Below are 12,133 nucleotides of genomic sequence, written 5' to 3'. Positions count from 1 at the left end.
GATATGAAAAACATGGCAGTGTACTGCGGCGCGTACAGCGGTGAGGATCGGCGGTTCACTCAAGCCGCCCGCGCTTTAGGGCAGTGGCTGGTGGCCCACGATTACGCCTTGGTGTATGGCGGCGGTGGCGTGGGTTTGATGGGCGAAATCGCCGCCAGCGTGCTCGCCGCTGGCGGCACGGTGACTGGAGTGATGCCAGAAAATCTGGTTGCCCGCGGCGCCGCGATGTCTGGCCTGACTCATTTTGAAACCGTCTCAGACATGGCGGTGCGCAAAGCGCGTATGCTGGAATTGGCCGACGTGTGCGTCGCGCTGCCAGGCGGGGTCGGTACCCTTGAAGAAATCAGCGAAGCCTTCTCTTGGGCCCGCGTCGGCGATAACGCCAGTCCCTGCATCTTTTTTAACGTTAACGGCTATTATGACCGCTTGGCGGCATTTTTTGACCAAATGGTGACTGATGGTTTTTTATCTTCGGCGGATCGAAGCAAGGTTTTATTCACCAGTGACTTTAACGAAATGGCGCAGTTTATCGCCGACTATCAACCACCAAAAGTGCGGGCATACCATCAGAACCATTGAATAGCGGCAGCATGCCTTTAAGGTAAACGCTAGGACATTGAAACGGTTCACGCACCAGCGAGGACAGGACCACCGGAGCAGCCATGGGCTCAGGGGTGAAATTGTTCTTAGCCAGCGGTTTGAGCTGGCTTAGAACAAGCCCCGACTTTGAGACTCGCACCGCGAGGCTCAAAGCGGTGGCCACCCCGTTCCAGCCCGTGGCTGCGGAGGCGGTCCTGTCCGGCAGTAGACGGTTTACCCTTTTTCCTACCTGTGCTATACTATTCAGGAAATTAATCGGTGATGAGAAAAAGAGTCTTTCTTCAGGTGCTGGTCAGCGAGCAAGGGACAGTGGGAGCCTTGCCAGCACAGAAAGACTGGCGTTTTCGAGCCAGATTTAAGTAAGGGCAAGTCTCTGACTTGAAGTAGGGTGGAACCGCGCGCAAGCGTCCCTATGCCAGTATTGGCATAGGGACGTTTTTGCATTCTCAACACCAGAAAAGAGGAAATCATGACACAGAAAATGAGTGTTCAGAAGATGATCCAAACGCTTCAAAACTTCTGGGCGGATAAAGGTTGCATGCTGATGCAAGCCTACGATACGGAAAAAGGGGCCGGCACCATGAGCCCGTATACTTTCTTGCGCGCCATTGGCCCAGAACCTTGGGCCGCAGCCTATGTCGAGCCTTCCCGCCGGCCGGCTGATGGCCGTTACGGGGAAAACCCGAACCGTTTGTACCAACATCATCAGTTCCAGGTCGTCATTAAGCCTTCCCCGGCTGAAATCCAAGACTACTACTTGGATTCGCTGCGTGCCCTCGGTATCGAGCCACTCGAACATGATATCCGCTTCGTGGAAGATAACTGGGAAAATCCATCGATGGGTTGCGCTGGCGTGGGTTGGGAAGTGTGGCTGGATGGCATGGAAGTCAGCCAGTTCACGTACTTCCAAGTCGTTGGCGGTCTGGAAGTTTCCCCAGTCACCAGCGAAATCACTTATGGGGTAGAACGGCTAGCGTCTTACATCCAAGACGTCAACTCGGTGTTTGATTTGGAATGGGGCGACGGCGTTTTATACGGCGACATTTTCAAGGAGCCTGAATACGAGCATTCCAAGTACAGCTTTGAAGAAAGCGACCAGAAGATGCTGCTGACTTTCTTTGATGCCTATGAAAAAGAGGCTTGGCGGCTGATGGATCTTGGTTTGGTGCACCCAGCCTATGACTATATCCTGAAGTGCTCCCACACCTTCAACCTGCTGGATGCGCGCGGCGTGGTTTCCGTCACCGAACGGGCCGGCTACTTGAGCCGCATTCGCAAAATGGCGCATAAAGTGGCACGCGCTTTTGTCGAAGAACGCAAAAAGCTTGGATTCCCGCTACTGCAACATCATGAGGAGGCAGCAAACTAATGGCAACTTACTTATTAGAAATTGGCTTGGAAGATATGCCAGCTCATGTGGTGACGCCAAGTGTCAACCAGCTGGCGCAAAAAGCCGGCAAATTTCTCAAGGAGCAGCATCTCGACTACGGTCAAATCAGCACGTATTCCACTCCGCGGCGCCTGGCATTGGAAATTACCGATTTAGCTGCTAAACAAGCGGATACCGAAGAAGACGTCAAAGGCCCGGCCAAAAAGATTGCTCAAGATGCTGAAGGCAACTGGTCCAAGGCGGCCATCGGTTTTACCCGCGGCCAAGGGATGACGGTGGATGATATTGTCTTCAAGAATCTCAAAGGCGTTGATTACGTCTATCTGCACAAAGCCACGGCAGGCAAGCCAGCCGCTGAGATTCTGCCTGGCTTGATTGATGTCGTCAAAGGCCTGACCTTCCCGACGCGCATGAAGTGGGGCAGTTATGACTTTGAATACATTCGCCCGATTCACTGGCTGGTGTCACTGCTGGATGAAAAAGTCGTCCCGATGCAGATCCTGGATATCAAAGCCGGTCGCACGACGCAGGGTCATCGCTTCTTAGGCCAGCCGGTTGAACTTCATTCAGCGACTGACTACAAGGAAGCTTTGCGCGGCCAAAAAGTCTTGGTGGATGCCGCGGAACGTAAGCAGCTGATTACCAAGCAAATCAACGAGATTGCAACCGCTAACCACTGGCAGATTGCCCTCGATACCAATTTGCTGGAAGAGGTCAACAACTTGGTAGAATGGCCAACTGCTTTCGCCGGGCGTTTCGATGAGAAGTACCTGGCAATTCCGGAAGCCGTTTTGATTACTTCCATGAAGGATAACCAGCGCTACTTCTATGCTCGCGATGCTCAAGGTCAACTGGTGAATGCGTTCATCGGGGTGCGCAACGGCAATACCGAGCACCTTGACAATGTTATTCGCGGTAATGTGAAAGTCTTGACTGCGCGGCTGGAAGATGCCGCCTTCTTCTATGCGGAAGACCAAAAGAAGTCGATTGCGGACTTTGTGGAGCGGCTTAAAACCGTCAGTTTCCACGATAAAATCGGCTCGATGGCCGAAAAAATGGCTCGGGTGCAAACCATTGCTGGCCTGCTGGCTGACCAGGTGGGTCTCAATGAGGCCGATAAAGCGAAGCTGCTGCGTGCTGCTGGGATTTACAAGTTCGACCTCGTCACCGCCATGGTCGGTGAATTCGCTGAACTGCAAGGCGTGATGGGGGAAGTCTATGCCAAACTGGCCGGGGAAGACCCGGCAGTGGCGCAGGCCATTCGCGAGCATTACCAGCCGATTTCCGCTGATGGCGCGTTGCCAGCCAGCTTGATTGGGACGTTGCTGGCGATTGCCGATAAGCTGGATTCCGTCATGAGCTTCTTCGCGGTTGACCTGATTCCAACCGGCTCCAACGATCCTTACGCCTTGCGCCGCCAGGCTTATGGCATTGTGCGGATGATTGCGGCCCATCACTGGGCCTTTAACGTACCTGCCTTGCAGAAGCAAATTGTGCAGGCGTTAACCGCTGCTGACCAGCTGAGCGGTCTTGATTGGACGAAGAATCAAGCAGCAGTGTCAGCCTTTATTGGCGACCGGGTGGCCCAGTTCTTGTCTGAAGGCAAGATCCGCCATGATATCTTAGATGCCGTCGCTGGTTCAGCCACCGTCGACGTGGAGGCCATGATTGATGCCGCCGCTTTGCTGACGCAACATCAAGATGACGCTGACTTCAAAGCCGTCATGGAAGCTTTGGGCCGCGTGGTGCGCATTGCCGACAAGAACCCAACCTTGGAAGCCGTTAACCCAGCGCTGTTTGAAAATAGCACGGAAAAGGCCCTCCATGATGCGGTCTCTAAAACCAAAGCCAGCTATGATGCCCAGCCAAGCGAGGCCAACTATCAAGCTTTGCGGGCGTTGACGCCGGTGATCACCGATTACTTCACAGAAACCATGATCATGGCCGATGATGAGCAGGTGCGTACCAACCGGCTGGCGGAATTGACAGGCCTCGCTGCGCTGATTCACCAGTTTGGGGACATCACGGCAGTCATCGTCAAGTAGCTTGCAATTCAAGGCAACGACGGCTATACTATAGCTTGTATTAGTCTGCACTCAATTAGGTTTCGGCAAGTCGCATTTCACCACTGAAGTGCGACTTTTTACCGCTATTCTGGGAGGTGAACCGCAATCGCGCGCATTCCAACTGAAGTCATCGATCAAGTTCGCAGTTCTGTTAATATTGCCGACTACATTGGTCAATACGTGCAGTTGCACAAGCAAGGGCAGAACCTATTTGGCTTGTGCCCATTCGTGCCGGAAAACACGCCTTCGTTTAGCGTTAACGAAAGCAAACAGATTTTTAATTGCTTCTCCTGTCATCGGGGCGGCAACGTCTTCAAGTTCGTCCAAGAATACGAGCACTTGTCGTTCCCTGAAGCGGTGGCAAAAGTGGCCGCATTTGCCAACATTCCCCTCGGGGTGACCATTACCCCGCAGCGGCAGGAAGCGCCAGAAATTACCAACCAAAAGGCGATTTTGCGGCAGGTGACCGACATGATGCACCACTTGCTCGTTAACACCACCAGCGGTGAGGCGGCCTTGGCTTACCTGACCAAGCGTGGGTTGACTCAGGCCACCATTGATCATTTTGAAATCGGCTATGTCCCTGGCGACCGCCAGCTGATGAAGAAGTTCTTGGATAATCGTGAGGTCAGCTACGACGATCAGCGGCAAAGTGGGCTCTTCGCCGAAGACGATCAAGGTCAGCTTTATGATCGGTTCAATGATCGCGTGATGTTTCCGTTGAAAGATCAGTATGGCGATGTCATTGGTTTTTCCGGCCGGGTGCTCGATGCCCAGGCCAGCCAGGCCAAGTACCTCAATAGTCCGGAAACCCAGCTGTTTAACAAGTCTGAGGTGCTGTTCAATCTTGACCAGGCCAAAAACCAGTTCAAAGACAACGGCGGCGCCGTGTTGTTTGAAGGGTTCATGGATGTGATTTCGGCTTACCAAGCCGGCGTGCCGACTGGCGTGGCCTCAATGGGGACAAGCTTAACCAATGAGCAGGTGAGCATCATCGCCAAACAGACCCGGCATTTGACGATTTGCTACGACGGCGATGCCCCAGGGCAACACGCGGCAGACCGGGCTTTGGGGCTAGTAGGCCATGAGCCGCGCCTAGAAGTGGGCGTGGTGGTGTTGCCAGATGGTCAAGACCCAGACGAGTATATCAAGGCCCATGACGCTGAAGCCTTTCAAAAGCAGCTCAAGCACACCTTGACGCCCATCGGTTTTCGTCTAGCGTATCTGGCGCAAGACCGCGATTTATCCAGTGATCAGGCGAAGCTCGATTATATCGACGCCGGCCTTAAAGAAGTCGCCCGTGAAGCCGATCCTGTGGCGCAAAGCGTGTACCTCGATCAAATGAGTCAGCTCACCGGCGTGCCGGCAGCCACCTTGGCGCAATCCCTGCCCCAAACGCTGCCGACTGCTCCGGCGCCGGCAGTGCCGGATTGGCAACCGGGGCCACCGCCGCCAGAAATGGTGGCCCAAGCGGCCCCAGCGCAACGTTTAGACCGTTCTGAAAAAGCCGAGCGCGAATTGTTAGCCTTGAGCTTTCATGATGCCAACTTGGCTCGCCGGTTGCATCAGGATGATTTTGCCTTTCCTGACGCGCAGTATCAGGCGATTTTTGATGCTTGGCTGAGCTATGCGCAAGCCAGCGATGAGCCGACGGTCGCCGGATTCTTGGATCAAATCGATCCGCAGCTCGGGCCGCTGGTGACGACCATTGATTTTCGCGATGCCCCGCAAATGCCAGATGAAGCCATCGATGATATGATTTTAATGGTCCATCGCCGGCAACTGACCCAAGAATCAGCCCGGGTGAAGCAGCAGATGAATCAAGCGACGCAGCTCGGCGATAAGCAAACCGCCGATGCCATGCTGATGCAATATATTGAATTGCAACGCCAACTGAAGGCGGCAATCGACAATGAGTTATAGGAGGCACTTTAATGGCTGAAAAGAAAACAGAAAAAAAGACGACGACTAAAAAAGCGGTGAAGGCCCCGGCCAAAACCGCGGCCAAGAAGGCGCCCGCTAAAACTACTGCGGCTAGCGAAAAGAAATACAACGCAGCTGTGAAGAAAGTCATCGCCGACTACAAAGGCGATAAAGAAATCACCAACGAAGAACTGGTCAAGCAGCTCGTCAAGCCGTTTGAACTGAAAAGCGACGCGGTTGATGATTTGATGCAGAAGCTGGAAGACAACGGCATTTCCATCGTGGATGAAAATGGCGAACCAGCAGAACGCAGCTTAAAGAAGGAAAAGGCTGTTTCCAAGAAGGCGCTGGCCGACATGTCGGCACCAAGCGGGGTCAAGATTAACGATCCGGTGCGGATGTACCTGAAGGAAATCGGCCGTGTGCCGCTGTTGACGGCGGACCAGGAAGTCGACTTGGCGCTGAAAATCGAGCAAGGCGACCAGGAAGCTAAGCAGCGGTTGGCGGAAGCTAACCTACGTTTGGTGGTTTCCATTGCTAAGCGCTACGTCGGTCGCGGCATGCAGTTCCTGGATTTGATTCAGGAAGGGAACATGGGCCTGATGAAGGCGGTGGAGAAGTTTGACTACCGCAAGGGCTTCAAGTTCTCGACGTATGCCACCTGGTGGATTCGCCAGGCCATCACCCGTGCGATTGCTGACCAAGCGCGCACCATCCGGATTCCGGTGCACATGGTCGAAACCATCAACAAGTTGATTCGCATTCAGCGCCAGCTGCTCCAAGACCTCGGCCGCGAACCAACGCCGGAAGAAATCGGCGCCGAAATGGATATGCCAACGGAAAAGGTCCGCGAAATCCTGAAGATTGCGCAAGAGCCAGTTTCGCTGGAAACGCCCATCGGGGAAGAGGACGACTCGCACCTGGGTGACTTTATTGAAGACGACAATGCTACCAGCCCCGAAGATCATGCCAGCTACGAGCTGCTGAAAGAGCAATTGGAAAATGTGCTGGATACCTTGACCGATCGGGAAGAAAACGTCTTGCGTCTGCGGTTCGGCCTCGATGACGGCCGCACCCGCACCCTGGAAGAAGTCGGCAAGGTCTTCGGAGTGACCCGGGAACGGATTCGCCAAATTGAAGCCAAGGCCCTACGCAAGTTGCGCCACCCAAGCCGCTCTAAGCAGCTGAAAGACTTCTTGGAATAAAGCCAATGATTGCCTAGCGGCGACGCTAGGCTTTTTTGGTGCGCCGAGAAGCGCCGGCCGGTTCAGTCGTGTATACTAAAAGCAGTAGGAAAAGGGAGTTTACACATGGAAAATTTTCATTTATCAAAACGTTTGCGCGCGATTGCCGCGTTTAATGGCGACGGCCGCCGCATCGCCGATATTGGCACCGACCACGCTTATTTGCCGATTGAACTGGCGAAACAGGGCCAAATTGACTTTGCAGTGGCGAGCGATATCGGGGCCGGTCCTTGTGCCATTGCCCGCGCCAATGTGGCCGACAACAACTTGACTGGGCTCATTACCGTGCGCCAAGCTGATGGCCTGCTGGGGCTAACGGCTGAGGATGACTTAGATACCATCTACATTGCCGGGATGGGCGGCATTTTGATTCAACAAATCTTGACGCAAGGGGCTGACCGCCTTGATGGCACGGAAACCTTGGTGCTCAGCCCGAACCGGGATGCCGAAAGCCTGCGCCGCTGGCTGGCAGCGCATGAATTCGGTATTCTTGATGAAGCATTAGTTGAGGATATGGGGCATGTGTACCCGATTATGGTGGTGGGGCAAACGAAGCCGCAAGTGCCATACACCGAAGCCGACTTGATACTGGGACCGGTGCTGCGGCGCCAGCGCACGCCGCTATTTGTCGCGCAGCTGACAGCTGCCATCACCAAGACCCAGGCAGTGCTGGCCAACTTAACCAATGCCAAGACCTTGCAAACGGCGAAAATTGCTGAAGAACAAGCACGACTGCGCGTGCTAGAGGAGGAAGCGCATGACGATCATTAATGGTCAAACCTTGATTGATCAATTCGAAACCTTTGCGCCGCAAAGCTTGGCGGTGCCAGGTGATCCAGTCGGGATTCAAATCGGCGACGCCACCAAGCCGGTGCATACCGTTTTGACGACGCTCGACGTGCGGCCGGAAGTGGTTGAAGAAGCGGTGGCGCTGAATGCCGACATGATTTTTGCCCATCATCCCGCAGTGTTTCGGCCGGCGCCGAATCTCAACTTTGCCAACCCGCAAAACGCCATGTATGGGGAATTGATCAAGCATGGTATTTTAGTCTATGCTGCGCACACCAACTTGGATCGGGCCGCCGGCGGGATGAATGATTGGCTGGCGGCAGCGTTGCAACTTGAAGATGTGCGACCTTTCATCAATGAAGGCGATGAAGCCAACATGGGCCGCATTGGGCAATTAGCGGCCCCAGTCGCCTTAGCGGCTTTCGTCCAGCAGGTCAAAACCGCATTTGGCGTTAAGGGCTTACGCGTGATTGCCGAAGACTTACAAAAGCCTGTGCAGCAAGTCGCCGTTCTCGGCGGCGATGGCGGCAAGTTCTATCATGCGGCCCAAGCGGCAGGGGCTGATGTATACGTGACCGGCGATGTGTATTACCATACTGGTCATGATATGCTGGCAGCGCATATGCCAGTGATCGACCCGGGGCACCACATCGAATCCATCATGAAAGCAGAAGTCCGCCGGTTATTGATTGGCTGGGCGGAAGCTAACAACTGGTCGCTGCACATTGTGGCTTCCACGTTGAATACGGATCCGTTCACTTTTATGTAAAAATCAAAAGTGATTGAAACCCATTTTGAGATTAAGCTGGGACACGACTATGCCAGAACAGGACGAGCCAAAATGCGACGCTCTAGCCAGATAAGCCAACCGGCCTGTAAAACCTAACTTCAGGTTTTACAGGCCGGTTGGCTTATCCTCTGGGCTAGCACCGCATTTTGGCTCAGCCTCTTCGGCTTAAAGTTGGTCGTCTGTGGAAAAATTCAGTGGGCTCATGTCTGTCGACTCAGCCAGCATCGCCATGGTAAAACGCTGCCAATCAGCTTTCGCTAGCGCGGCATTTTCCGCCGAGGCTTGCGTCGCTAAAGCCTGTAAATCGCCAGCCGCTAGCCCCTTGCTGGCGGCGTCAGCTTTAGCGATATTCGCCAGCAATTTAGCATGCGTTGCCAGCTGTACTTGTTCCAACTGGTGGGCGTAGTGATGGAAATGGGCATCCATCAACACACTGGCGAGTTTGTATTGCCAGTAAGCTGAATCCAGACTGGCCGGTAAGCCGCCGCGTTGGTAATCCGCTGGGGTGGCGGTGGTACCGGCGAAAAACGGCACAAACTGGCTTTGCGCCGCAACCCCCATGGCAATCCAGTGCAAATCGGCAATTTCAAAAGGCAAATCTTGCCGCATTTGCAACACATGGCTTTCCTGGGTCCGCGCTAGGCTGATCGGGCGGAAGCGATGCTTTTGGGTCGCTGCGGGATCCGCCGGGTCGTACGGCGTTTCGTCAAAATGTGCGCCCAACACGCTGAAGGCGTCATCGACAAACAATGGCCGGTCTGGTTGCAGCGCAAACGGCAGATCATCGGCCATGGGGTGTGCCTCCCGGCTGGGGGTCAAGCGGCGCTGACCGTCCCAGACGCGGGCGGTGTTGTAGGTGTGATCAAAGGCGCCGGTCGTGCCGAAAATGTCTCGGAAGATAAAACTGGTGCCGGGTTCCCAAAAATGATTCTGAGCCGCGAACTTGAATAGGTCGGCGTCGTACATAAAGTCTGGCGATTCTGGGAGCACCTTTTGAATGCTGAGCTGGTTAGCGACAATCGCATAAGCATCATCAGGGATCCGCTGGGCCACCCAGTGATGGCCGGTAGCGATTTCCATGTACCAAGCCTCGTCGTGGTCCGCAAACAGCACGCCATTGGCTTCGCCGGTGCCATGTTCCGAGACAATGCGGCCAAGCCGCTCGACGCCTTCTCGCGCCGAGGCGATGAAAGGCAAGACCACGGTGACCATGGCTTCTTCGGTGATGCCGGCTTCAACGAAGGGGTCGGCGCCCAGCACCCGGGCGTTAGCATACGCACTTTCAGTGGCGCTCATGGCCACGCCTGCGCTGTTGATGCCGGCTTCTTCAAACAGTCCGTATTGGTCGGTCCATTCAGGGGTGGCGGTGTATTTCAGGGCATGGCTCGGCAGCCCGAGAGTGAACCCATTGGCCTTTGAGGTGAAAAGCGGTTGCTCCGCGGCTGTGGTTTCGGGATGCACCACCAGATGCTTGGGCCAAGCCGCCTTGGAATCCTCGTTGCGGCCAATCATCACACTGCCATCAGCCGAGGCGGCCTTCCCAATTAAAATACTGGTACAAGATGAACGCGTCATGTGTTTCTCCTTCCTCAATCGGTGTCTACCGCTGGTGAACAAATAGCGGCGAGGCACGTGCAATCAAGCTTATTATACTAAAAATTTGCTGAGATGGCTGTTAATTCAAGCGGCCGCCGTGTATTCTAAATGCAGCACTGGCGAACTGAGCATTGCTGCGTGTATGAAGCGCTGGCGGCTGTTCACAATTCGCAGACATTTCGGAGGCTGTCATGGCAAAGTTGACCCAATTCTATCAGCATGATTTAGTAAAGAAAATCGGCGTGGCGCTAGTCAGTGGTTTAGTCACCGCTTTAGCGTTGAACTTTTTTTTAACCCCCGCGCGGGTCTTTCAGGCCGGCGCCACTGGGGTCGCTCAGCTGATTTCGCTGTTCTTGCAGCGCTTTGGCCTGACCCATGGGGATTTGACCGGGTGGTTCAATTTACTGCTGAATTTACCGATTGCCTATTTGGGTTGGCGCAAGCTAGGGCGTAGCTTCACGCTGTTCTCCTTTTTAAACGTGGTGTTCATCTCGGTGTTGGCGATTATCCTGCCGGTCCATGCTTTGTCGAATAACCCGCTGATGAATGCGATTTTTGGCGGTGTCCTCACTGGCGCCGGCGTTGGCATTGCCTTGCGCTATGGCTTTTCCACCGGCGGGCTCGACATTGTGTCGATGTATTTGGCCAAAACCACCCATCGCACGGTGGGTGTCTTGATGTTTGCCATTAACCTCGTGATTATTTTGGTCGCTGGGTTTGGCATCCAGTGGGAAAGTGCGCTGTACACGATTATCTCGATTTACTGCATGACGCGGGTGGTGGACACCATCCATACCTCTGATCAAAAGATTACCGCGATGATCGTCACCAACCATCCTGATGCAGTAATTGCCAGTGTGTCGGCGCGCCTGATTCGCGGCATCACCGTGCTACCAAGTCGCGGCGGTTACTTGGGTCAGCCGAACACCACTTTGATGATTGTGATCACCCGCTATGAACTGTACGATTTAACTCAAGCGACGCGCAGCACTGATCCGCAGGCGTTCATTGATATTTTGAATACGGTGGATGTCGTAGGGGAATTTTTGACCTCGGATCAGCAAGATGAAAAACGCCAGCACCGCCGTTTGCCTGATCAAACAGCGCCGACTACCAAGCAGCCTTAATTTATGCGATAATAGAACCAATAAATGAGCGCCAAGGAGGGTTTTAGCATGCCATTAGTGCATATTGATTTGATTGAAGGCCGCAGCCACGAGCAGCTGGCCCAAATGTGCAAAGACGTCACCGCAGCGATTGTCAAAAACACTGGGGCACCAGCCGAACATGTGCATATCGTGCTCAATGAAATGAGCAAAGACCACTACAGTGTGGCTGGGGTGCTCAAAGCTGACGAATAGGAGGCCGCAACATGGCTGACGAAGTAGCAACGACGCCTGAAGAAGACGCTTATTTCACCAAAATGCGGGAAGCGATTGTCGCCGGGCTCAAAACCGTGATTGATCCGGAGCTCGGGGTGGATATCGTGAACCTGGGCCTAATTTACGGGGTCGATTTGGATGATGTCGGACATTGCGACGTGGAAATGACCTTAACCACCATGGGTTGTCCACTGACGGAAGTGCTAGATGATGGCATTCACCAGGCGCTGATGGCGATTGATGGGATTAACTCAGTGGAGATTCATTTGGTATGGTACCCACAATGGGGCCCAGAGCGCATGAGTCGCTATGCCAAAATGACGCTGGGTATGCATTAGCAATTGGGGGCTGAC

Annotated in this window: 11 protein-coding genes; 10 read left to right on the top strand and 1 reads right to left on the bottom strand. The window is 54.1% G+C overall.

Translation table 11 applies throughout. The features are described 5' to 3' along the window. The first annotated feature begins 3 nt into the window (after nt 1-3). The 7 genes from EKM90_RS00515 to EKM90_RS00485 all read left to right on the top strand — a co-directional run bounded on the left by EKM90_RS00515 (nt 4) and on the right by EKM90_RS00485 (nt 8,781). The gene (locus tag EKM90_RS00515; RefSeq protein ID WP_125579062.1) at nt 4-579 is read left to right on the top strand and encodes an LOG family protein; all 576 of its coding nucleotides are present in this window, start codon (nt 4-6) and stop codon (nt 577-579) included. A 490-nt stretch (nt 580-1,069) separates the two neighbouring features. Then, nucleotides 1,070-1,969, top strand: coding sequence for a glycine--tRNA ligase subunit alpha (gene glyQ / locus EKM90_RS00510; protein WP_125579061.1), 900 nt, complete (start codon nt 1,070-1,072; stop codon nt 1,967-1,969). Beyond that, nucleotides 1,969-4,035, top strand: coding sequence for a glycine--tRNA ligase subunit beta (gene glyS / locus EKM90_RS00505; protein WP_125579059.1), 2,067 nt, complete (start codon nt 1,969-1,971; stop codon nt 4,033-4,035). The genes glyQ and glyS overlap by 1 nt, the downstream gene beginning before the upstream one ends. Nucleotides 4,036-4,161: 126 nt before the next feature. After that, nucleotides 4,162-5,979 carry a DNA primase gene (gene dnaG / locus EKM90_RS00500; protein WP_444542912.1) on the top strand — a complete coding sequence of 606 codons (1,818 nt, stop codon included), beginning with the start codon at nt 4,162-4,164 and terminating at the stop codon, nt 5,977-5,979. Between the two features lie 11 nt (nt 5,980-5,990). Beyond that, nucleotides 5,991-7,184 (top strand): RNA polymerase sigma factor RpoD, encoded by a 1,194-nt coding sequence (gene rpoD, locus EKM90_RS00495; RefSeq protein ID WP_125579057.1) that lies wholly within the window; start codon nt 5,991-5,993, stop codon nt 7,182-7,184. A gap of 105 nt (nt 7,185-7,289) precedes the next feature. Continuing rightward, complete coding sequence (locus tag EKM90_RS00490; RefSeq protein WP_125579055.1) at nt 7,290-7,994, top strand: tRNA (adenine(22)-N(1))-methyltransferase; 705 nt, start codon at nt 7,290-7,292, stop codon at nt 7,992-7,994. Continuing rightward, complete coding sequence (locus tag EKM90_RS00485; RefSeq protein ID WP_125579194.1) at nt 7,987-8,781, top strand: Nif3-like dinuclear metal center hexameric protein; 795 nt, start codon at nt 7,987-7,989, stop codon at nt 8,779-8,781. The genes EKM90_RS00490 and EKM90_RS00485 overlap by 8 nt, the downstream gene beginning before the upstream one ends. Before the next feature lie 186 nt (nt 8,782-8,967). Here the strand turns inward: EKM90_RS00485 and EKM90_RS00480 are convergent, their stop codons facing one another. After that, complete coding sequence (locus EKM90_RS00480; protein WP_125579054.1) at nt 8,968-10,377, bottom strand: C69 family dipeptidase; 1,410 nt, start codon at nt 10,375-10,377, stop codon at nt 8,968-8,970. A gap of 212 nt (nt 10,378-10,589) precedes the next feature. Between EKM90_RS00480 and EKM90_RS00475 the strand changes: the two genes are divergently transcribed. Genes EKM90_RS00475 through EKM90_RS00465 form a run of 3 tightly spaced genes read left to right on the top strand, consistent with a single transcriptional unit; the run spans nt 10,590 to nt 12,118 of the window. After that, a complete protein-coding gene (locus EKM90_RS00475) occupies nt 10,590-11,525 on the top strand; it encodes a YitT family protein (RefSeq protein ID WP_125579053.1) in 936 nt (311 codons plus the stop codon). Between the two features lie 48 nt (nt 11,526-11,573). Beyond that, complete coding sequence (locus EKM90_RS00470; protein ID WP_125579051.1) at nt 11,574-11,759, top strand: 2-hydroxymuconate tautomerase; 186 nt, start codon at nt 11,574-11,576, stop codon at nt 11,757-11,759. 11 nt (nt 11,760-11,770) lie between these two features. Beyond that, nucleotides 11,771-12,118: a metal-sulfur cluster assembly factor gene (locus EKM90_RS00465; RefSeq protein WP_125579050.1), complete on the top strand. Its 348-nt coding sequence runs from the start codon at nt 11,771-11,773 to the stop codon at nt 12,116-12,118. The last annotated feature ends 15 nt before the right edge of the window (nt 12,119-12,133 follow it).

Source organism: Lacticaseibacillus suibinensis, assembly GCF_003946175.1.
GTDB classification, from domain to species: Bacteria; Bacillota; Bacilli; order Lactobacillales; family Lactobacillaceae; genus Lacticaseibacillus; species Lacticaseibacillus suibinensis.
Note: the sequence above shows the minus strand (reverse complement) of the source record. Positions and strands in the feature narration are given on the sequence as shown.